Here is a 22,579-nt window from a genome sequence, read left to right as displayed (position 1 = left end):
TCCTGCGGCGCGGGCGATTCTCCGCCCGGATGGAACGCCGCACCCTCGTCTTCCTCGTGGCGATGCTGGTGGTCATCGCCGGCCTGACGCTGCTCGGCCTCTGCTACGGCGCCGCGTGGGCGAGCCCCGCCCGCGTGTTCGCCGCGCTCACCGGATCCGGTGGCGGGCCGGGCGTGGTCATCCGCGAATGGCGGTTGCCCCGGGTACTGGCCGGGCTGGTGTTCGGTGCCGCGCTCGGCCTGGCGGGCGCGATCTTCCAGAACGTCACCCGCAACCCGCTCGGCAGCCCGGACGTGATCGGTCTCGACGCCGGGGCGTACACCGGCGCGCTGTTCGCGATCACCGTGCTCTCGGGCACGTCGACGCAGCTGACCATCGGTTCGGTGCTCGGCGGCGTGATCACGGCGGCCATCGTCTACGCGTTGTCGCTCGGTGGCGGGTTGTCCGGGCTGCGGCTGATCGTCATCGGGATCGCGATCAACGCGATGCTGACCGCGTTCAACTCGTGGATCGTGCTGCGCGCGGAACTCGAGATCGCGATCGCGGCCGTCGGCTGGAACGCCGGTTCCCTCAACGGGGTCGGCTGGGACGACGTCGCCATCCCGTTCGCGGTGCTCGCGGTGCTGTTCGCCGTGCTGTTCACCAGGGCGCCGGCGCTGCACCAGGCCGCGCTCGGTGGTGCGCTGGCGGTCACCACCGGGGTCCGCTGGGACCGGCTGCGGCTGGTCCTGGTGCTGATCGGGGTCGGCTGCACGGCCACCGTCACCGCCGTGGCGGGCCCGATCGCGTTCATCGCGCTGGCCGCACCGCAGATCGGACGGCGGCTGGCCCGCACGCCCGGTATCGCCCTGCTGCCCGCCGCCCTCACCGGCGCCGTGCTGCTCACCAGTGCCGACCTGGCCGCTCAGATGTTGCTCGCGCCGGAATCGCTGCCGGTCGGTGTGGTCAGCACCGTGATCGGCGGCGGCTACCTGATCTGGCTGCTCACCAAGGAGGTTCGGCGCACATGAGTGCCCGCTTGACCGCTCGGGACCTGACCCTGCGCTACGGCGACCGGGTCGTGTCGACCCGGCTGAGCCTCGACGTGCCCGACCGCGCGTTCACCGCCGTTGTCGGACCGAACGCGTGCGGCAAGTCCACCCTGCTGCGCGCGTTCGTCCGGCTGCTGCGCCCGTCGGACGGCGAGGTCCTTCTCGACGGCAAGAACGTGGGTTCCTTTCCCGGCAAGGGTTTGGCGCGGGAGCTCGGGTTCCTGCCGCAGGATCCGGTCGCGCCGGAGGACGTCCGCGTCCGCCAGCTGATCGCGCGTGGCCGGTTCCCGCATCAGTCGCTGTTCGCCACCTGGTCCGAAGAGGACGAACGCGCGGTGCTCGACGCGATGACCGCGGCCGGGGTGGCGGGACTGGCCGACCGGCCGGTGCAGGAGCTCTCGGGCGGGCAGCGTCAACGCGTGTGGGTGGCGCTGGTGCTGGCGCAGAAGACGCCGTACCTGTTGCTCGACGAACCGACGTCCTTTTTGGACATCGCGCACCAATACCAGTTGCTGAGCCTGCTGGCACGCCTGCGCGACGAGGGCCGCACGGTGATCGCCGTCCTGCACGACATCAACCAGGCCTGCCGGTACGCCGATCACCTCGTCGCCCTGCGGGACGGCCGGATCGTCGCCGAGGGCGCGCCGTCCGACATCGTCGACGCGGAGCTGATGAAGGAGGTCTTCGATCTCCCCAGCGTCGTCGTGCCCGACCCGGTGACCGGAACCCCGATGGTGGTGCCTTCATGCTGAATCTGACCGGTGCCCAGCTGGGGATCTGGACCGCGCAGCGCCTCGAACCCGACTCGCCGTATTACGTCGTCGGCGATGTCATCGAAATCGTCGGCGACAAGGCGGTCGACGTCGTCGCGCTGACCGAAGCGATCCGGGCGACCGCCGAGGAGGCGGACAGCCTGCGGCTGCGGGTTTTCGAGACGCCGGACGGTCCGCGCCAGGTCGTGTCGGAAGACGTGCTGCCGCTGCCGGACGTGGTGGATCTGCGCGGTGAGGCCGATCCGGTCGCCGCCGCGCACGAGCGAGTGGATGCCGAACGCCGCCGGGTCGCCGAAGCGTGCCGCGGGATGGTGGACCGGCCGCTGTTCGCCCATCTCGTGCTGCGGCTGTCCGACTCGCACGTGTGGTTCACCCAGCTCGGGCACCACCTGGTGTTCGACGGCTACACCGCGGCGATGCTCGCCCGCCGGACGGCGGCCCGGTACACCGCTTCGGTGCAGGGCAAGGACGTCCCGGCTTCGACGTTCGCCCGGTTCGCCGATCTCGTCGAGGCCGATCGCGCCTACCGCGAGAGCGAACGGTTCGTCCAGGACCGCGAGTACTGGCGGGAGCGGTTCACGCCGTTGCCGGATCTCGACGACGCGGGCAGCGCGTCAGGCCCGCCCGAGCATACGGTCACCGCCCGGTCGGTCCTGCCGGCTTCGGATGTCGCCCGGCTTCGTGAACTGGGCAAACGTGCCGGGACGACGTGGGGTGACGCGCTGATCGCCTGCTACGCCGCGTTCCTGCACCGCGTGCTCGGCTGGACCGACGTCGTGTTCGCGATGCCGTTGATGTGCCGCGAGGGCGGGGCGCTGCGGACCCCGGCGATGGCGGTGAACGTGCTGCCGCTGCGGGTCACGGTGCTCCCGGGGGACTCGGCGGCCGAGCTGACCGTGCGGGTCGCGGGCGCGCTGAAGGAAATGCGCACGCACCAGCGGTATCGCGGGGAAGACCTGCCGCAGGATCTCGCGGTGCCCGGCGCCGGGGCGCTGCTGCACGGCCGCGGCATCAACCTCAAGGCGTTCGACCTGAAGCTCGACTTCGCGGGCTCGCACGGCACGATGCGCAACGTCGCGGGCGGGCCGCCGGAGGACATGGGACTGTCGGTGCTGCCGACCGCGGACGGCGGGCTGCTGCTCGGGTTCGAGGTCGACGCGCGGACACACGACCAGGCCGCCGTCGACGCCAAGCTGACCGCGTTGCGCTGCCTGATCACCGCGCTGACCGAGCCGGACGGCCCGGCGGTCGCGGGTGCGGACCTGATCCCGGCGGGGGAGCGGGACACGGTGCTGGAGGCGTGGTCGACGCCCGCGCCCGAGAGTGAACTCCTTGGCGTACCTGAACTTCTCGACCGGCTGGATCCCGAACACGCCGCACTGGTCTTCGGTGACGAACGGCTGACCGCGGGCGAACTCGTCACGCGGGTCCACCGCCTCGCCCGGGCGCTGCGGGCTCGCGGCGTCGGAGCGGACGACGTCGTCGCGCTGGCCCTGCCGCGGTCCGCGGATCTCGTCGTCGCCCTGCTGGCGGTGCTCGACGCCGGAGCCGCCTTCCTCCCGCTGGACCTGGCGCATCCCGTCGAACGCCTGCGGGAACTCGCCGCCGAAGCCGGCGCGGTGCTCACGGTGGCCCACGACCCGGGAATCGTGCCAGGGCCTCACCTCCTGCTCGGCGAAACCGATCTGTCCACTCTGGACTCTTCACCGCTGGGGATTCCGCGCCACCCGGAACATCTCGCGTACGTCATCTTCACCTCCGGCTCGACCGGACGGCCCAAGGGTGTCCTCGGCCGGGTCGGCGGACTCGCGACGCTGCTGCGCCACCACCGCGCGACCACGGTCGCCGAGACCGAACGCGCCGCGGGCAGGCGGCTGCGCGTCGCACACACCTACTCGTTCGCCTTCGACTCCGCGCTCGACCAGCTGATGTGGCTGCTGTTCGGGCACGAACTCCACGTCTACGGCACCGACGTCGCGCGGGACGCCGACGAACTGCTGGCCGCGTTCGCCCGCGACCGGATCGACGTCGTCGACACCACGCCCTCGATGGCGGCGCCGCTGGTCGACGCCGGACTGCTCGACGGCCCCGACGCGCCCGCGCTGCTCGTCCTCGGCGGCGAGGCGACTCCGCCCGCGCTGTGGCGACGCGTCGCCGAGTCCGGTGTCCGCGCCCGCAACATGTACGGCCCGACCGAGGCCACTGTGGACGGTGCCGGATCCTGGCTGGACGACGGGGAACCGACCATCGGCACCGCGGTTCCGGGCACGGCGGTCCGGGTGCTCGACGCCGCGTTGCGTCCCGCGCCCGTCGGAACGCCGGGAGAGCTGTACCTGGCGGGACCTCATCTGGCGCGTGGTTATCTCGGACGTCCCGGCGCGACCGCCGAACGATTCGTCGCCGATCCGTTCGGCGCGCCCGGCGACCGGATGTACCGCACCGGGGACCTCGTCCGCTGGGTGCCCGGCCGGGGGCTGGAGTATCTGGGCCGCCGCGACGGCCAGGTGAAGGTGCGGGGTCACCGCGTCGAACTCGGTGAGGTCGAGGCCGCACTCGCTGCGGTTCCCGGAGTGCGTGCGGCCGCTGCGGCGGTGCGCGGGCCCAGGCTCGTCGGTTACGTCGTCGGCGAGGTCGTGCCGGACGAGGTCCGCGCGGCGCTCGCCGGGCGGGTGCCGGAACACCTCGTGCCCGCCGCGGTCGTCGTGCTCGACACGCTTCCGTTGACCCCCAACGGGAAGATCGATCGTCCGGCGCTGCCCGCCCCGCGCGCGGCGGCCGGACGCGTCGCGGCCACCGACCGCGAACGGCTGCTGTGCGCCACCATCGCCGAAGTGATCGGTGTCGACGAGGTCGCCGTCGACGACGACTTCTTCGCGCTGGGCGGCGACAGCATCACCGCGATCAGCGTCAGCAGCAGGCTGCGTGCGCACGGTCTCGACCTGCGTCCGCGTGACCTGCTGGCCCGCCGCAGCTTCGAGGCGCTGGCGGCGGCGAGCGCGGAGATCGGCGCCCCGGCCGGCCCGCCGGACGAGCCGGTCGGCGTGGTGCCCGCGCCGCCGATCGTCCGGGCGCTGCTCGATCCGCATCCAGACGTCACGACGATCGCCGGGTACACCCAGTGGACCGCCGTCCGGCTCGACGAGGACCTTCCACCCGCCCTGCTGACCGAAGGCGTGCAAACGCTGCTGGACCACCACGACGTCCTCCGTCTGCATTCAGAGGACGAAATGCGGGTCCGGGAACGCGGGGCGGTGAAGGCGTCGGACGTGGTCATCGAGACGACCGGCGAACCGGCCGAGGTCGCGGCGCGACTCGCGGAGTCCCTGGACCTCCGGGCCGGGGTGCTCAAGGTGGCGTTGCTGCCGGATCACCTCGTCATCGTGCTGCACCATTTGGCGGTCGACGGTGTCTCGTGGCGGGTTTTGCTGCCGGATCTGCGTGCGGCCTGTGCCGGTGAACCGCTCGACCCGGTCGGGACGTCGTGGCGGCGGCACGCGCTTCTCCTTGCCGAGCAAGGCACTTCCGGTGCCCGGCGGGGCGAACTCGACCATTGGCGTGGCGCGCTCGACGGTCCGCGCCTCGGCCACCGTCCGCTCGACCGCGGTGTCGACACGGTCGCGACCGCGCGGCGATCGGTCACCCTCGCCACCCCGGAGCAGACCGAAGCGGTGCTCACCGCGCTGCCCGTGGCTTATCGCGCCGGACCGGACGACGTCCTGCTCGCCGCGCTCGTGCTGGCTCTGCGGTCTTGGCGCGCTGCCCCGGTCGAGGCCGAGACGGTGTCGCTTGAAGGGCACGGCCGCGACCATGACGGCCTGGACCTTTCGCGCACCGTCGGCTGGTTCACCGCCGAGTATCCCGTGCGCGTTCCCACCGGCGTGGCGGCGGCCGGAGAGCTGCTGCGGGCCGCCAAAGAGGCCAAACGCGCGGTTCCCGACAACGGTGTCGGCTTCGGGGTCCTGCGGTACCTCGACCCGCTCACCCGGGACGAACTCGCCGCCGTCCCGCCGCCGGACGTCGTCCTGAACTACCTCGGCCGGTTCGCGGCCCTGCCCGGTACCGGCTGGCACCTGCCGGAGGAGGACCCGTTCGCGGTCACCGAACCGGACGCCAAGTCGCTGGAACAGGTGCTGGCGCTGAACTGCTTCGTCCGCGAGGACGGCCGTCCGCGACTCGCCGTCGAATGGACCGCGGCCGGTGCCGTCCTGTCCCAGGAAAGCGTTGCCGCGCTTCAAGAAGCGTGGTCACTCGCGCTGGAAGCGATGGCCGCGCACGCCGCTCGGATCGGTCCGGACGGCGGTGGGCTCACCCCGTCGGATCTCCCGCTGGTCGGCCTCGGCCAGGCCGACATCGACGCGCTCGAACGCCTGGGCCGCATCGAGGACGTCCTGCCCGCGACCCCGCTGCAGACCGGGCTTTCGTTCCACACCCTGGCGCGGGGCACCGAGGACACCGACGTCTACGTGGTCCAGGCCGTCACCCTGCTCAGCGGTGCGCTCGACGCGGACCGCATGCGCGAGGCCGCGGCAGAGGTGCTGCGGCGGCATCCAGCGCTGCGTGTCCACCTGCACACCACCGACGCGGGCGAGGTCGTCCAGGTGGTACCCGCCGACGTCACACTGGACTGGCGGTTCGCGCACGCCTCGCCGGACCAGGTCGACGCCGAATGCTGCACCGAACTCGCCCGCCCCTTCGACCCGGCGACCCCGCCGCTGATCCGGTTCCTGCTGCTGACGCTCGGCCCGGACGAGCACCGCCTGGTGCTCACGAATCACCACGCGCTGCTCGACGGCTGGTCGATGCCGCTGGTCGGCCGCACCCTGCTGGCCACCTACGCCGAACTCGGCGGCGGCCCGGCGGCCCCGGTCGCGCCCCCGCTATCGGAGTACCACCGGGTGCTCGGCGAACGCGACCCGGACGCCGCGGTGGAAGCGTGGCGCGAGGCACTGTCCGGATTGGACGAAGGAACGCGGCTCGCCCCGGCGAGCGTCGAGTCCACTGTGGAGCGTCCGGAACGCGTCACCGTGGAACTGGGCGGCGAGTTCAGCGAGCGGCTGCGCGCCTTCGCCCGCGAACGCGGCATCACCCCGACGACGGTGTTCCAGACCGCCTGGGGAGTGCTGCTCGCCAGGCTGACCGGCCGCCGCGACGTGGTCTTCGGCTGCCCGGTCTCCGGCCGCCCGGCCGACGTCCCGGGCGTCGAGCGCATGATCGGTCAGCTGGGCAGCACGATCCCGGTGCGCGTGCGGTTCGACGCCGCCGACACCGCGGCCACCGTGCTGGAACGCGTGCACACCGAAAGCGTCCGGCTCACCGATCACCATCACGCCGGGCTGCCGGACATCCAGCGTGCGGCGGGCGTCGGTGACCTGTTCGACACGATGCTGGTGATGGAGAACTTCCCGCTCTCCAGCCGCGCCCGCACCACGCTGGCACCCGGGCTCGACCTCGTCGGCGTCGACATCACCGACGCGACGCATTACCCGCTCACGGTGATCGTGCTGCCCGGCGACGAGTTCACGATCGGCCTCGGGTACCAGCCGCAGGCGTTCACCCGCGCGGAGGCCGAGTCCTACGGCCGCTGGCTGCGGGCGGTGCTGCACGAGATCGTCGCCGACCCGGCGCGGCCGGTCTCCCGGCTGCGGGCGCTCGACGCCGAGGAAGAACGCGCGATGCTGCGTCTCGGTGAGGGACCGGAACCGAAGCGTGAACGCGGCGGCATGCTGGAGGAGTTCGGCCGCTGGGTCCGGGAGACGCCGGACGCCGAAGCCGTCGTGTGCCGCGACCGGAGCCTGACCTACGCCGAACTGGACCGCCGCGCCAACCGGCTCGCGAACACCCTGATCGACGCCGGGGTGAAACCGCAGGACCCGGTCGCGGTCCTGTTGCGCCGCGACGTCGATCTCGTGGTCGCGCTGTTCGGCGTGATCAAGGCCGGTGCGGTGCACGTGCCGATGGACCCGGACTACCCAGCCGACCGGCTGGCCTACATGCTGGGCGACATCCGGCCCGCCGCCGTCGTGTCCACTTCGGACGTCGAAGGTCTTCCGGTGATCGACCCGGCCGAACTGTCCACTGAGGACTCGGATCCGGCCGTGCCCTCGAGTGCGGACGCGATCGCCTACGTCATTTACACCTCGGGCACCACCGGCAAACCCAAGGGTGTGGCGGTGCCGCATCGCGGTGTGCCGAGCCTGATCGCGTTGCAGGAGGACATCGTCGGGATCGGGACCGCCGAGCGGTACCTGCATTTCGCCTCGACGAGTTTCGACGTCGCGTTCTGGCAGTTCATGCTGCCGTTGCTGTCCGGCGGCACGTCGGTGGTCGCGCCGGAGGAGGTGCGGGTCTCCGGCGACGACCTCCTTGCGTACGCCGCCGAACATCGCGTCACCGGGCTCAACCTGTTGCCGTCGTTCCTGTCGGCGATGCCCGACGACGCGACCGTCGACCCGGACGTGTTCTTCGTCGTCGGCGCCGAGCGGCTCGACCCGGAACTGGCGCGGCGCTGGGGAAACCGGCGGGCGCTGTTCAACGCCTACGGGCCGACCGAGGTCACCATCAACTCGGTCACCTGGCACTACGACCCGGCCGACCCCGGCCCGTTGCCGATCGGCCGTCCGGACCCGGAGGTCCGCGCGTACGTGCTGGACGGTGGTCTGCTCCCGGTCGGCACGAACGTCACCGGCGAGTTGTACCTGGCGGGGCCGAAGCTCGCGCAGGGCTACGTCGGCCGGGCGGCGCTGACCGCGGAACGGTTCGTCGCCGATCCGTTCGGGCCGCCGGGGGAGCGGATGTACCGCACGGGCGATCTGGTCCGCTGGCGCCCGGACGGGCAGATCGTGTTCCTCGGCCGCGCCGACCACCAGGTCAAACTGCGCGGGTTCCGGATCGAACTCGGCGAGATCGAGACCGCGCTGACCGCGCACGACGACGTGCGGGCGGCCGCGGTGATCGTCCGCGAGGACCGGCTGGTCGCCTACGTCGTCCCCGTGGACGGCGCCGAACCCGATCCCGCCGCACTGCGCGAATACCTCGCCGCCGAACTGCCCGCGTACATGGTGCCGACCGCGTTCGTACCGCTGGACCGGCTCCCGCTCGGCCCGAGCGGCAAACTGGACCGGGCCGCGCTGCCCGCGCCGGAAGCCCGCTCCGACGGCGGCCGGGAACCCGCGACCCCGGCGGAAGCCGTGCTGCTGCGGGTGGTCCGCGAGCTGCTCGGCTCCGACGTCGGCCTCGACGACGGATTCCTCGACGCGGGCGGCGACAGTATCGCCTCGCTGCGGGTGGTCTCCCGCGCCCGCCGTGAAGGGCTGCACCTGACCGCGCGCGACGTCCTCGAAGGCGGCACGGTCGCCGAGATCGCCGCACGCTGCGGAGAACCCGAACGGGCCGAGGAAGCCCCCGCGGTCGGTGACGCCCCGCTCACGTCGATCATGCGGGATCTGCTGCGGCGCGCGGGAAAGGCGGCCGACGGGTTCTGCCAGTGGGTCGAGATCTGCGTGCCTTCGGCGGACGACGTCCCTCGCTGGACCGCGGTGCTCGACGCCGTTCTCGCCCGCCACGACGTCCTGCGCGCACATCTGGTCGAGGACGCGCTGCGCGTCCCGGACGTCGGGGCCGTGACCGGTGCCGACGTGCTCACCACCGTCCGCGTCTCCGGCGATCCTCGCGCGGCGCTGGACGCGGAGGTCGAGCAGATCGTCGCACGGATGGACCCGCGCACCGGACCACTGGTGCGGGCGGTGCTGGCGGACGCAGGGGACCGGCCCGGACGGTTGCTGCTGGTGGCGCACCACCTGGTCGCCGACGCGGTGACCTGGCGCGTCCTGCTCGACGACGTCGAACAGGCCTTCCACGGCAACACCCTGCACCGGCGCGGCCAGTCGTTCCTGGGCTGGGCGCGGTCGCTGCGAGCGGCCGCGCCGCATCGAGAGGACGAAATGCGGCATTGGCAGGGGGTCGCCGCCGCGCCGGTGAGCACGCTCGGCCGGACCAGACTCGATCCGATGCGGGATACCGTGGCGACCGCGCGGCATCACCGGATCGACGTCGGCGAGGTGACGACCCACGCCGTACTCACCGCGCTGCCGACGGCCTATCGCACCGGACCGGACACTGTGCTGCTGACGGCGCTCGCCCGCGCCGTCGCAGCCTGGCGGGGGACCGGCGCCGATCTGCTCGTCGCCGTCGAAAGCCACGGACGTCCGGGACACACCCCGGATTTCGCGGGCACGGTCGACCTGGCGCAGACCGCCGGCTGGTTCACCGCCGTGCATCCGGCGCGGATCGCACCGCCGTCCGGACCGGTGCCGGACGCGCTGCGCGCGGTGCGTGATCACCTGCGCGCGGCGGGGGACGGGCTCGGGCACGGGATTCTCGAGGTCGACGGCCCGCGTCCCGAGGTGGCCTGGAACTACCTCGGCCGCTTCCCCGCGCCGCCGAGCGAGGAGACCTTGTGGCAGCGCCCGCCGGACGCGGATCCGCTCGGTTCGGGTGGCGGCGCGGAGATGCCGGTGCCGTACGCGCTGACGGTGAACGCGATGGTCCCCGACGGCGGCACGCTCGGCGTCCGCTTCACCTGGCCGTCCGCGCTGTTCACCGAAGACGAGATCGTCGTGCTGGGCGAGCACTTCCGGCGTGAGCTGGACGCTCTCGCCGCCGACGTGCCGGGGCCCGGCGAGATCCTGCCGCTGACTCCGTTGCAGGAGGTGATCCTGCGCGAATCCCGGGCGGCGGACGAAGATCCGTATCGAGTGCAGGCGGCGTTCACACTGTCCGGCGAACTGGACGTCGAGGCGCTGCGGTCGGCGGCGGACGCGCTGGTGCGACGGCAGCCGAACCTGGGCGCGGTGTTCCCGCCGTCGCACGAGGTCCAGGTGATCCCCGCCGAGCCGCGGGTCGGTTTCCGTGTGCGTGAAGTGTCCGAAGTGGACGCTGCGTTGGAGGAGGAGCTCGCGGAACCGTTCGACCTGGCGCACGGTCCGCTGTGGCGGGTCACCGTCCTGAGGCACGGCGCTCAGACGCTCGTGCTGACCAGCCACCATTTGCTGTCCGACGGCTGGTCCGCGCCGCGCATCCTCGGCGAACTGTTCGCGTTGTACGCGGGGAAGCCGTTGCCGGATCCGGTGCCACCGACGCGGTACACGCGCCTGCTCGCCGCGGCCGATCACTCGGCCGACGTCCGGGCCTGGCGTAAGGAGCTCGACGGCCTGCCGGAAGGCGTCCACCTGCCGCGTTCCGGTGGTTCCGCCGATCCTGCCCTGTTCACTGTGGACGGTCGGCTGGTCGCGGAACTGACCAAGCTGGGTGCGGCACGGGGGCTCACCGTCAACACCCTGCTGCAGGGTGCGTGGGCGGCCGTGCTCGCGACCCATGCCGGACGTCCCGACGTCAGTTTCGGGGTGATGACCTCGAACCGGGCGTCCGATGTGGACGGTGTCGAAGACATCATCGGCCTGCTGGCGAACAGTGTCCCGGTCCGGGCCCGGTTCACCGGAACCGTCGCCGAGGCACTCGCCGATCTGCAGGCACGGCAGCAGGCGATGGCCGCGCACCACCGGATGGGACTGGCGGAACTCGCGTCACTGGCCGGGCGCGAGCGGCTGTTCGACAGCCTGCTCGTCTTCGAGAACTACCCGGTCGACCCGGCCAAGCTACGCGAACCCGCGCCCGGCCTGACCGTCACCGGGACGAGGTTCCGCGAACGCACGCATCACCCGATGAGCGTCACGGTCGTTCCCGGCGAGCAAGGCTGGGAGGGTGTTCTGTACGCGAGGGAGGCCGACGCCCGGTCGCTCGCCGACGACCTGGTCGGGTATCTCCGGAAGCTGCCGTCCTGGCTCGACGGCGACGCCGCCGGGTTCGTGGGGGAGCGGTGACCGCGCGCCCGATCGACGCCGCGCTGTGGCGCACGGCGGCCGTGCTGGTGCTCGGCACCTTCATGGCCACTTTGGACAGTACGATCGTCTCGGTGGGCGTCGACACCCTCGCCGACGAGTTCGGTGCGCCGGTCACGGGTGTCCAATGGGTGACGACGGCGTATCTGCTGGCCGTGGTCACCGCCGTGCCGGCGTCCGGCTGGCTCGCCGACCGGTTCGGCGGCCGTCGCGTCTGGCTCACCGCCGTCGTCGTGTTCCTGCTGGCGTCGCTGCTGTGCGCGCTGGCGACGACACTGCCCGCGCTCATCGCGTTCCGTGTCCTGCAAGGACTCGCGGGTGGTCTGCTCCCGCCGACCGGCCAGGCGCTGCTGGCGCGGGCCGCCGGACGGGACCGCATCGGCCGCGTGATCGCCGTCGTCGGGCTCGTGCCGCTCTTGTCGCCGGTGCTCGGCCCGCTGGCGAGCGGCACGATCCTCGCGGTCGCCGACTGGCCGTGGCTGTTCTACGTCAACCTCCCGATCGGTGTGGTCGCGGTTTTCCTGGCCCGGCGCTGGGTTCCCGAGAGCGAAGCCGGGGGCAAGGGCGAGCGTTTCGACTTCCGGGGTGCGCTGCTGCTCTCGCCGGGGCTGGCCGTCCTGGTCTTCGGGCTCACCTGGTTCGACCAGGGGACACCGCTGGTCGCCGGGATCGCCGTCGTGCTCGGCGTCGTGATGCTGGCGGCGTTCGTGAGGCACGGTCTGCGGGCCGAAGCGCCTCTGCTGGATCCGCGCTTGTTCACCAAGCCGCCGTTCGGAGTGGCCGCGTTGGCGCTGGTGCTGCTCGGCGCGTCGGTGTTCGGCACGATGTTCCTGCTCCCGCTCTATCTGCAGCGCGGTCCTGGACTGTCCACTTGGGACACCGGGCTGCTGCTGGTGCCCCAGGGCATCGGCGCGGCGGCCGGTTCGATACTGGTGAACCGGCTCGTCGACCGGATCGCGCCGCGCACCTTGGTGCTCGGCGGGATCGGGCTGGTCGCCCTCGGCACCGCCCCGTTCACCCAGCTCGGCCTGGGTCTCCCGGACTGGGTGATCGTGGTTTCCTTGCTGCTGCGTGGTTTCGGCGCGGCACTGATCGGCGCGCCGGTGATGACGATCGTCTACCGCCGGGTCGAACCCGCCCGGCTGCCCCGCGCGGCCGGGGCGCTGAATCTGCTCAACACGCTCGGCGGTTCGATCGGCACCGCGGTGCTGGCCGTGGTGCTCCAGGCCCGGCTCGCCGCGCGCGGCCCGGATGTCGCCGCCGCCTTCGCCGACGCGTTCTGGTGTGTTCTCGGCCTCGCCGTCGTGGCGGTGGCCGGTGCGACGCGGCTGCCCCGGGCCGGGGAAGCCGCCCCCGACAAGGAGAAAGGTCATGCGGATGCTTGACCAGCTGCCCAGCCCGGCCGAGGTGGCCACGAGCGGCTTCGTGCCGGAGGAGATCATCCGGCACCGCGAGACCGTCGCCGACGTCCTCGCGCGGCGCGATTCGCGGCTACTCGTCGTCGTGGGCCCGTGTTCGGTGCACGACACCGACGGCGCGCTCGACTACGCGCACCGGCTCGCGGAGGCGTCGCGCCGGTTCGCCGACGACCTCGTCGTGGTCCTGCGTGCCTACCTGGAGAAACCGCGGACGATCGCGGGCTGGACCGGCCTCGTGCCCGACCCCACCCTCGACGGCAAGGGCGATCTCGCGTCCGGCGTCCGGATCGGACGGCGGTTCCTGGACGACGCCGCCGCGACCGGGCTGCCGCTGGCGTACGAGTTCGTCGATCCGTTCCTGGCGCCGTACTTCGCGGACACCGTCAGCTGGGGCGCGATCGGCGCGCGGACCGTCGCCAGCCAGCCGCACCGGCAGCTGGCGTCGTGGCTGCCGATGCCGGTGGGCATGAAGAACTGCGTGTCCGGGCGGCTGGACACCGCCGTGGCCGCGGTCCGGTCGGCCGCGCTGCCGCACGTCTTCCCGGGCGCCGCCGCCGACGGCCGCCCGCGGATCCAGCGCAGCGCCGGAAACCCCGACGCGCACCTCGTCCTGCGCGGCGGCCCGAAACCCAATCACCACGCGCACGCGGTCGCGGACGCCCTCGACGCGCTGACCGCCGCCGGGCTGCCGCACCGGCTCGTCGTCGACGCCTCGCACGGCAACAGCGGCAAGGACCACAACCGGCAGCCCGTCGTCGTCGCCGACCTGGCGGACCAGATCTCGGCGGGCAACGACGCCCTGGCCGGCGTGATGATCGAGTCGTATCTGTCCGATGGCAGGCAAGACGTCGGCTCCGCACGCCCCCGGCCCGATCTGAGCATCACGGACGCCTGCCTGGGCTGGGAACGCACGGTCCCGCTCCTGGAGTCCCTCGCCTGCGCGAACGCGGTGCGGCGCCTGAGCGGCCCCGTCGGGTCACCCCGCGCCTAGCCGTTCCGGCGATCACGCGTGCTTAGACGGCGATCACGCGTGATTGAAGGCGGAACTCGCGTGATTGAAGGCGGTCCGGCTCCAAACACGCGAGTTACGGCTTCAATCACGAGAGTTCCGGCAAGGGGGACGGGTCAAAGCGCTTCGAGGGTCGCCTTCATCGCCGGAACCAGGTCGTCGCCCATCTTCTCGAACTGCCGTTTGAGGAAGGGGTCCGCGAGTTTCGCCAGGCCGTGGAACTCGATGGTGGCGTGGTAGCTGACGGTCGTCGTGCCGTCCGCTTCGGAGATCGTCAGGTCGTCGGTGGACGTCGCGGTCTTGTTGCTGCCGACGAACACGATCCGGTCCGGCTCCAGCCGGTCGAGCCGATAGGTCAGCTCGGTCTTCTTGCCGCGGAACTCGGACACGTTGTGCCACCGCGAGCCGACGGCGATCGGGCCGGTGTCGGCGCGGGTGCAGGACACGGTGCCGGGGTCCCACGACTCGGCGTGCGCGAAGTCCCGCAGATAGCCGACGACGGTCTGGGCGGGGGTTCGGACGGTGATCGTCCGGTGCACGTGGACCATCACGACAACGCTACGCAGGAGGACCGGCTCTCGCAGCCTCAGTGAAGCGCGTGAAGGCCTCCTTCCCTCGGCTCAGCAGAGGGAAGGAGGCCTTCACGCGCGTTGCGGGCTACTTCTTCCAGATGATCGGGTCGTCCTTGTACCCGTCGCCATCGTTGAATTCCGCGCCGCCGACCTCGCCGCCGTCCCTGATGGCCTGGAGCTCACAGGTCTCGTAGGTCGCGCCGGCGGTCTTGAAGTCCTTCTTCGCCGACTCGGACTGGCAAGCGGTGGTCTCACCGGTGATGATCACGCCGGTGCTCTTGTTGTCCGGACCGACCGCGCGCATCCGCACCGTGCTGTAGGTGAGATCCGTGCCGCCGACGTTCTCCACCGTCATCCGGATGTAGACCGGCGTCATGCCCTTGGCCTTCTCGCCGTAGGAGGCGAGGTCTTCCTTCGGGCCGAGTTCGATCGCCTTGACGGTGATCGCGATCGTGCCGCTCTTGTCCTTGCCGTACTTGAACGGGACGACGGCGCGTTCGCCGACCTTGAGCGCCGTGCCGGGCGCGGTGGCGTCCGCGTTCGAGACCGGGACGGTGCCGCTGGTCGCGGGCGAGGACGCGGGGGCCGACGTCGGCGCGGGCGACGGGGCGGGGGCCGGGCTAGCGCCCTTCTCCTCACCGCCACAGGCGGAAAGCAGCAGCGCGGCGGCGCAGCCGGTGGCGGACAGAGCGATACGGTCGAACTTCATGGATCTCCTCGGACTCCCCGCCGAACCCTGCTCCGGCGTTCTCGCCACGCACCGTAGTTGATGACGGAGTACATCGGTGTGGTCCATTCGCACCAGAGCAGGTAACGAATCGATTACGCTATTCGGCTCAATGGGGGACGCGGTCACTTCTTCCAGGTGATCGGGTCGTCCTGGTAATCGCCTTCCCGGAAGATCACGCCGCCGACCTCGCCGCCGTCCTTGACGCCTTCGGTCTTGCAGGTTTCGTAGGTCGCGCCCGCGGTGGTGAAGTTCTCCGGCGCCGACTCGCCTTTGCAGGCCGCGGTGCTGTTGGCGAGGATCACCTTGGTGCTCTTGCCGTTCGGGTCCACCGCGCGTACCGACACCGAGGTGTCGGTGAGGTCCGTGCCGCCGACGTTCTCGATCACCATCCGGACGTAGACCGGGAGCATGCCTTCGCCCTTGTTCTTGAACTCGGCGAGGTCTTCCTTCGGGCCGAGGTCGACCGACTTCACGGTGATCGCGATCGTGCCGGACTTGTCCGCGTCCTTGAACGGGACGACGGCGCGTTCGCCGACCTTCAACGTGCTGCCGGGCGCCAGGGTGCCGTCGGCCCTGACGGTCTTGTCACCCTTCTCTTCTCCGCCGCAGGCGGAAAGCAGGAGCGCGGCGGCGCAGCAGGTGGCGATCAGGGCGGACTTCATGGATCTCCTCGGACTCGTGGCTCGTCACGCAACGTAGTCGGTAAAGGAGGAGGCGGGGGTGGTCCGTTCGCACCACAACCGGTCACAAATCGCTTACGCCGATCAGCCCGTCTTGGATCGCCCGCGCGACGAGCGCGGCCTTCGTCGGGGCCTCCCTGCCCATCTGGGCGTACTTGACCCGGATCCGCTCGAGATGCGAGTTGACCGTGTTCGGCGAGATCCCCAGCCGGTGCGCCACGAAGTCCTTCGACTCGGACTGGAACCACTCGATGAGCACCTCGGTCTCGCGCGCCGAGAGGGCGGGGCGCCGTTCGGAGCGGTCCCCGGCCATCGCGCCCGCCATCGACGGCGGCGTGTACGACCGGTCGGCCGCCGCGGTGCGCACGGCTTCGAGGAGATGTTCCGCGCCCTCGGCCTTGGTGAGATAGCTGAGCGCGCCGAGTTCGAGGCACTGCAGCACGGTCTCGTCGTCGGCCCGCATCGAGTAGACGACGACGCGACGGCCCGCCTCGGTGAGCCGCCGCAGATCGCCCATCACCGGGGTGGTGCTGTTGAGGTGCAGGTCGAGGATGACGACGTCGGCCTGTGCGCCCTCGCCGATCCACGCGGCCCGCACGTCCTCGCCTTCGGCCACGACGGTCACCGGTGGGGTGCCGCAGGACAGCCAGTGCACGACCCCGGCCCGTACGGCCGGATGATCGTCGACGACCACCGCGGTCAGTTCGGTCGCGAACGCCATTTCGCCTCCATCCACGATCGTTCTCCCAGTGCGTGCCATTCGACGTCGACGGCGCCCGATCCGTTCGCCGTCACGCCCGTTTCACCGTCCGTGATCACCGCGACACGGATCTCGTCGTCGGTGCGCAGGACGCTGACCCTGGCGTGCGACCGGGCGGTGACCAGCGCGGTCATCAGCGGACCGGTCAGTTCGCGGCGGACGGCGGTCGGGACCGGGGCCGGTTCGCCGCTGACCGCCAGCGTCACCGTCAGTCCCCGCCGCTCGGCGAGATCGACGCAGGCCGAGACCTCGTGCAGCAGCGGGTCGGGGACGTCGTCGTTCTCGGCGAACAGCCGCCGCAATTGCGTGGCCGCGAGCGCGCACCGCCGCCGGACCTCGTCGTCACGCGGATCGAGGGTGCGGTCGGCCAGCCCGGCCAGCAGCGGCAAGGTGGCCCCGAGCTGCCCGGCGAACCGGTTCCGCTGGTCGGCCTCCCGTTCCTCGGCGAGCGCCTTGCGGTGGGCCTGGCGGTCCCGTTCGGCGGAGGCCTCCGCGGCCTCACCCGCCCGCCGGTTGACCACCCTGATCAGCGCCAGCGTCGCGGCCTGGAAGGTGAGCACGCTGAGCGCGACGATCACCACGCTGCCGATCTCGCCGCGATCCGTGAGCTCCACGCCGAACTGCCGGACGACGGCGAGCGTCATCTGGAGGACGAGCGCGGCCATCGCGATCGCGGGGCGATCCATCAGCAGCACCAGCAGATGCCAGCCGGCGAGACCGGACGCCCAGTTCTCGTCGCCGAAAAGCCGCTCCGGGGGCAGCGTCCAGACCGCGACCGTCGCCGCGGCGAGCACCACCACCGCCCCCGTGAACGCGACCGGCCAGGGGACCGGCTTCCAGCGCAGCACCCACCACGCCGCCACGACGAGCACGCCGGCGAGCGCCGCGTAGGCGATCCGGCCGGGGGTGTCGGTCAGCCGGGCCAGGCTCAGCCCGACCTGGATCGCCGCCGTCGCGAGCAGGACCGCGATCCGGCAGCCGCCGAGGACGCGGTCCGCGGTCTCATTCATGCGGCCACACCAGTTCCACCGTGGTCCCCGCGCCGGGCGCGGAGGTCACTTCGGCCCGGCCGCCCGCCGCGGCCATGCGTTCGACGAGCGATTCCCGGACACCTCGCCGCTGCGCCGGGGTCTTCGCCGGATCGAAACCGCGGCCTTCGTCCCGGACGGTCACGCGGACGCCGTCTTCGACCGTCAGCCTGGCCTCGCGGACACCCGCGTGCCGGTCGACGTTCACCAGCGCCTCGCGTACGGCGCGGACCAGCGCGAGCGCCGCCGACGCCGGGATCGGCGCGACCGGCGACCAGTGCGTGTCGACCTTCACCGGGCTTTGCGCGAGCACGCCGCGCAACGACGTTTCGAGGTCGACCACACTGCCGGGACCGGATTCGCCGGTGAGGATCGCGAGATCGCGGCGGGCGTAGCCGGCGACCTCGGCCGGATCGGTCGTTTCCCCGCGCTGGGCGACGGTGAGAAAAGTGGCCGCGGCCGTGTCGTGCAGCACGGCCAGATACTCCCGTTCCTGCAATCGTCGTTCCACGGCAAGGGATTCCTCACGCGTCAGCCGGGCTTGGCGCTCGCGGAGGTGGTCGATCCGGCGCGTGGTCCGCGACAGCAGGAGGAAGGCGCCGCGGGCGAGGGTGGCTTCGATGAGCACTCGCAGGACCACCGAGAAGCCGTCCTCGAAGCCGAGCGGCACCACTTCGATCGCCAGCAGGCAGGCGATGGCGGGCACGGTGATCTTCGGCGGCCATTCCCATTGGAGGGTGATGGCGGTGAGGGTGAGCACGTTCAGCGCCCACTGGTTCAGCTCGCCCGCTTCGGGCGCGGTCAGGAACTGGGTACCGCAGATCGCACCGGCGCGTACCAAGGTCAGCGCGAACGCCAGCGGCCTGCCCCGGCCCGTCTTCCCCACGACGTACTCGGCCACGGCGGTGACCAAGGCCAGCGCGAGCAGACCGAAGGCCAGTGGGAGCGCGCCCGACGGCGTGGCGAGCACGCCGAAAACGCTGATCACGAGCAGTCCGGCGCCCCTGGCCGGACCGGCGAACCGGCCGACCACCCGTGAGAACTCCGCTTCGACGGAGGTCTCACGATCGGACGGCACGGCAGCAGTCAAACAGATGCCTCGAGCGTGCGCAGGTCCAGTACCCGCCAGGTGAGCGCCTCGTTCCCGCCCACCGACCACCACACGTACGGCCCCCGCGCCAGCACGGTGCCGAACTCCGCGGCCAGGTCGGCCATCCGGCCGGTGGCGGTGTCGTAGAGGGCGAGCACACCGCGATCGTCGTCGACCACGACCGCGTACCGGTCGAGCACGACGACGTCGCCGAACGCGGGCCGGATCCCCTTCCCGCCGACCCGTCTCCGGTCGGAGCCGTCGGGTTTCATCAGGTCGAACCGCGCCGTCCCGCTCTGGCGCAGGACCTGCACCCGGCACCAGGACGGCGTGCAGTCGACCAGTTCGACGTTCTGCCCGCCGACCCGCGAGACCCGGCCGTCGCGCAGGTCCACCAGCTCCGACGGTCCCGCCTGCTCGACGGCGGCCGACGTCGCGAACGGCCAGGCGCTGAGCGCGAAGTCGCCGGGCAGCGGGGCGGTGGTCACCGGGCCGCCGGACAACGCGACCGTCCGCACTTCGGTGGCGTCGCCCCGCACGGCGGCCCAGGACGCTCGGCCTTCGTGCACGACGAGGTCGTACTGGGAGTCCAGAAGGACCACCCGCCCGGTGTCGGCGGTGACCAGGACGGGGCTCTCCCCGCGTGGCCCGGAGCGCCACAAGGCGCCCGTCCCGGTGATGTCGGACAGTTCCAGCCACACCAGCGAGTCCGGGGAAGTGGCGAGAACGAAGCGGGGCGAGCCCGACAACGGGACTTCGCGGAGTACCCGTTCTCCCAGCGTCAGCCTGAGCGAATCGCTCGCGCGGGTGATACCGGCGGAGGTCCCGGGATCCAGGTACGCCAGGGGCGTGTAGGGCGAACCGGTGACGGTGTTCGCGGCGATCCGCGCGCCCGGCCACACATCGGTGACCGACGTGGAGACCGGAGCCTTGACGGCCGGGACCGGTGCGGGCAGGACCACGACCACGACGGCCGCCACCGCCGCCAGCGCCAGGCCGATCGGGGTGCAGTCACGGGGGATCACCGCACCACCGCGGGGGAGGAGGCGTTCGCGCGGAGGAGCGTGGGCGCGCCGGTGCCGTCGGCGGGGACGGAGTAGATCGCCTTGTCCCGCCCGTAGGCGACGGTCTTGTCGTCCAGCCACTGCGCCTGATCGTCGAGATGCGCCGGGTCCGCGAGCGGGACGTCACGTCCGTCCACAAGGGACAGCACGTGCAGCCGCCAGCGGTCGCCGTCACGGAACTTGTAGGCGACGCGCGTGCCGTCCGGCGAGAGGGAGGGGCATTCGACGTTCTGCCGCACCGTGGTCAGCGTGCGGCCGCGGAGGTCGCCGCGGACCAGCCAGGTGCCGCCCGCGGACCGGGCCGTGGCGTAGAAGGTCAGATCGTCGCGGGCGAAGGTCACGCCCCAGTAGTTCAGATCCTTGGCGGGGTAAGGCTTTCCGTCGACGGTGAGCGCGAAGTCCTCCAGTGAGCCGTAATGGTTCCCGGTGTCGAGGTCGTAGATCCCGGCGGTGGTGGAGAACGTGCCCACCCCGCCCAGATACGAGTCCCCGGCGCGGAACACCGTCCAGCCCACCAGCCGCCCGGACGGCGACACCCTGACCCGCGACGGCGTTCCCCATTCGGAGATCTGTCGCGGCTCGGCCCCCGGTTTCGTGACGACCAGTTCGGCCTGGTCGGGCACCGCCGTCGCGCGCAGGCATGCCAGGGTGCCCGCGGCGACGTCCACGCGCTGGCAGGACGGGCCGACGCGCTCGTCCTGCCGGACGCGGCCCGACTCGTCGACGTACAGCAGCCCGCCGTGCGCGAGGTCCAGCCGCTGTTCCGCCACCGCGTCGCCGGTGCGCAGCCCGACGAACACCGCCCCGGCCACCACCGTGACCACGAGCGCCGCGACGCCAGCCCAGATCCGCCTCATGCCATCCTCGATCCGGCCAGTACCGACACCAGCAGCGCCACGGCGAACACCGCGAACGCGGGCCCCAGCGCCATTCCTGCCGCGAGCACGCCGAACAGCACCGCGCCGGCGGCCCTGGCCAGCGCCTGTCCGGTTTGGACGAACGCGAGACCGGTGGCCCGCAACGATTCCGGCACGTGCGGCGCCGCGTGCGCCATCAGCACGCCGTCCGTGCACGCGTAGAACACGCCGTGTGCCGCCAGGACGACCACCGCGACGAGCCAGCCGGTCGCCGAAGCGGCCAGGACGACATACGCGGCGAGCAACACGACGTGCCCGGCCAGGAACACCTTCCACTGGCCGAGCCGGTCCGCGAGCCGTCCGATCGGCGACGCCAGCGCCATGAACGTCAGCGCCGTCGCCAGCGGCAGCAGGGGCAGTGCCCCGGGCGGCAGCCCCGCGGACCGCTGCACGCCGACGAACAGGAACATGTCGCCGACCGTGCACACACCGAGAAGCGCCGCGGCCAGACAGGTTCCGCGGAGTCCCGGCTCGCGAAGCAGGGCGAATCCGGCGCGCAACCGGACCCGCGACCGCTCGACGGCCCCGGCGGGAGCACGGACGAACACCGCCAGCACGATCACCGCGATCACGGCGAAGCAGAAGCTCACCCCGAACACCGCCGGGTAGTCGCCGACGAGCACGGTCAGCAGGCCGAAGGCGGCGAGCGGCCCGAGCAGCGCGCCGGCGGTGTCCATGGCGCGATGGACACCGAACGCGCGGCCCAGGCCGTCGGCAGGGGTGGCGAGGGTGATCATCGCGTCCCGCGGCGCGGTGCGGATGCCCTTGCCCGCCCGGTCCGCGCCGATCACCAGGCCGATCGCGCCGAGCGACGACCCGGCGGCCGGGAAGGCGAGTTTGGTCGCCGCCGAGAGGCCGTAACCCACCAGGGCCACGGCCTTCGGACGGCCAAGACGGTCGGCGAAATAGCCGCCCGCCAGCCGCAGCAACGCCGTCGCCCCCGTGTACAGCCCGTCGATCGCGCCCAGCTGCAGGAATCCGACGCCGAGGCCGTACACGAGGTAGAGCGGGAGGACGGCGGTGACCATCTCGGCGGACAGGTCGGTGATCAGGCTGACCACGCCCAGCCCGATGACCGTGCCCTGGACCGCGTGCTTCGAACGGCTCGCGGGCCGGGCGGGGTCGGCGGAGCGGATGGAGGAGACGTACATGGCGGCCTTCCCGGCGCTGCTGTCGTGAGTGGCTGAAGGGACTTTCACCGCAGGAGATCGGGGGTCGTGAGCGACAAAGAGGATTGTTGAGAGGTAAGTCAAGGTGGCGTGATGGAGTCGGCCGTGCGAGTCGGCTCGCCACCGCGACCTAGCACACCCTTGAACTGTCCAAAAAGGACGCATTTCGAGATCAAAGCGTCCGATTCGAGCACTTTGCGCAGTGTTGGCCGGGGGTCGTGAGTGGCGATTGTCGTTCTAGCCCTCTTTAGCACTCACGACTGACCACTGTGGACACCAAGGGCCTTGGGCGGCGCAACGCGCCACATTTGCCTTATGCCTCAATAGAACGTCACGACCCCGGGCCGAAGGCTCCCTTGGCCGCGTCGAACGCGGCGAAGGGAGCTTTCACCCCGGCTGAGGCCTCGCTCGCGAACACGCACGACCCGCCTTCGGCACGGCC

The 22,579-nt window shown here is 71.7% G+C and carries 14 protein-coding genes; 5 read left to right on the top strand and 9 right to left on the bottom strand.

All coding sequences use genetic code 11. The features are described from left to right. The first annotated feature begins 29 nt into the window (after positions 1-29). The 5 genes from AJAP_RS21145 to AJAP_RS21125 are packed head-to-tail and all read left to right on the top strand — an operon-like array spanning position 30 to position 14,109. Entirely contained in the window at positions 30-1,010 is a 981-nt protein-coding gene (locus AJAP_RS21145; protein ID WP_038523542.1) for a FecCD family ABC transporter permease, read from the top strand. Further along, positions 1,007-1,783 carry an ABC transporter ATP-binding protein gene (locus tag AJAP_RS21140; RefSeq protein WP_038514447.1) on the top strand — a complete coding sequence of 259 codons (777 nt, stop codon included), beginning with the start codon at positions 1,007-1,009 and terminating at the stop codon, positions 1,781-1,783. Before AJAP_RS21145 ends, AJAP_RS21140 begins: the two co-directional genes overlap by 4 nt. Continuing rightward, complete coding sequence (locus tag AJAP_RS21135) at positions 1,777-11,682, top strand: non-ribosomal peptide synthetase (protein WP_038514445.1); 9,906 nt, start codon at positions 1,777-1,779, stop codon at positions 11,680-11,682. The genes AJAP_RS21140 and AJAP_RS21135 overlap by 7 nt, the downstream gene beginning before the upstream one ends. Beyond that, complete coding sequence (locus AJAP_RS21130) at positions 11,679-13,085, top strand: DHA2 family efflux MFS transporter permease subunit (protein ID WP_038514442.1); 1,407 nt, start codon at positions 11,679-11,681, stop codon at positions 13,083-13,085. Before AJAP_RS21135 ends, AJAP_RS21130 begins: the two co-directional genes overlap by 4 nt. Then, positions 13,072-14,109, top strand: a complete 1,038-nt coding sequence (locus AJAP_RS21125) for a 3-deoxy-7-phosphoheptulonate synthase (protein ID WP_038514440.1) — start codon at positions 13,072-13,074, stop codon at positions 14,107-14,109. Before AJAP_RS21130 ends, AJAP_RS21125 begins: the two co-directional genes overlap by 14 nt. Before the next feature lie 134 nt (positions 14,110-14,243). Here AJAP_RS21125 and AJAP_RS21120 read toward each other — a convergent pair whose 3' ends face one another. From AJAP_RS21120 to AJAP_RS21080, 9 genes are all read right to left on the bottom strand, one after another. Beyond that, complete coding sequence (locus AJAP_RS21120) at positions 14,244-14,675, bottom strand: SRPBCC family protein (RefSeq protein WP_038523539.1); 432 nt, start codon at positions 14,673-14,675, stop codon at positions 14,244-14,246. 109 nt (positions 14,676-14,784) lie between these two features. Then, entirely contained in the window at positions 14,785-15,408 is a 624-nt protein-coding gene (locus AJAP_RS21115; protein WP_038514437.1) for a hypothetical protein, read from the bottom strand. Between the two features lie 143 nt (positions 15,409-15,551). Then, positions 15,552-16,091, bottom strand: coding sequence for a hypothetical protein (locus AJAP_RS21110; RefSeq protein ID WP_038514434.1), 540 nt, complete (start codon positions 16,089-16,091; stop codon positions 15,552-15,554). Between the two features lie 82 nt (positions 16,092-16,173). Further along, a complete protein-coding gene (locus tag AJAP_RS21105; protein WP_037336921.1) occupies positions 16,174-16,830 on the bottom strand; it encodes a response regulator transcription factor in 657 nt (218 codons plus the stop codon). Continuing rightward, a complete protein-coding gene (locus tag AJAP_RS21100; RefSeq protein WP_038514431.1) occupies positions 16,809-17,879 on the bottom strand; it encodes a hypothetical protein in 1,071 nt (356 codons plus the stop codon). Before AJAP_RS21100 ends, AJAP_RS21105 begins: the two co-directional genes overlap by 22 nt. Next, positions 17,872-18,975 (bottom strand): sensor histidine kinase, encoded by a 1,104-nt coding sequence (locus AJAP_RS21095; RefSeq protein ID WP_038514429.1) that lies wholly within the window; start codon positions 18,973-18,975, stop codon positions 17,872-17,874. Before AJAP_RS21095 ends, AJAP_RS21100 begins: the two co-directional genes overlap by 8 nt. Before the next feature lie 8 nt (positions 18,976-18,983). Continuing rightward, positions 18,984-20,012, bottom strand: coding sequence for a hypothetical protein (locus AJAP_RS21090; RefSeq protein ID WP_038514426.1), 1,029 nt, complete (start codon positions 20,010-20,012; stop codon positions 18,984-18,986). Then, complete coding sequence (locus tag AJAP_RS21085) at positions 20,009-20,908, bottom strand: TolB family protein (RefSeq protein WP_038514423.1); 900 nt, start codon at positions 20,906-20,908, stop codon at positions 20,009-20,011. The genes AJAP_RS21090 and AJAP_RS21085 overlap by 4 nt, the downstream gene beginning before the upstream one ends. Continuing rightward, entirely contained in the window at positions 20,905-22,119 is a 1,215-nt protein-coding gene (locus AJAP_RS21080; protein WP_038514419.1) for an MFS transporter, read from the bottom strand. The genes AJAP_RS21085 and AJAP_RS21080 overlap by 4 nt, the downstream gene beginning before the upstream one ends. Between the last annotated feature and the right edge of the window lie 460 nt (positions 22,120-22,579).

Source organism: Amycolatopsis japonica (genome assembly GCF_000732925.1).
Lineage (GTDB): Bacteria > Actinomycetota > Actinomycetes > Mycobacteriales > Pseudonocardiaceae > Amycolatopsis > Amycolatopsis japonica.
Note: the sequence above shows the minus strand (reverse complement) of the source record. Positions and strands in the feature narration are given on the sequence as shown.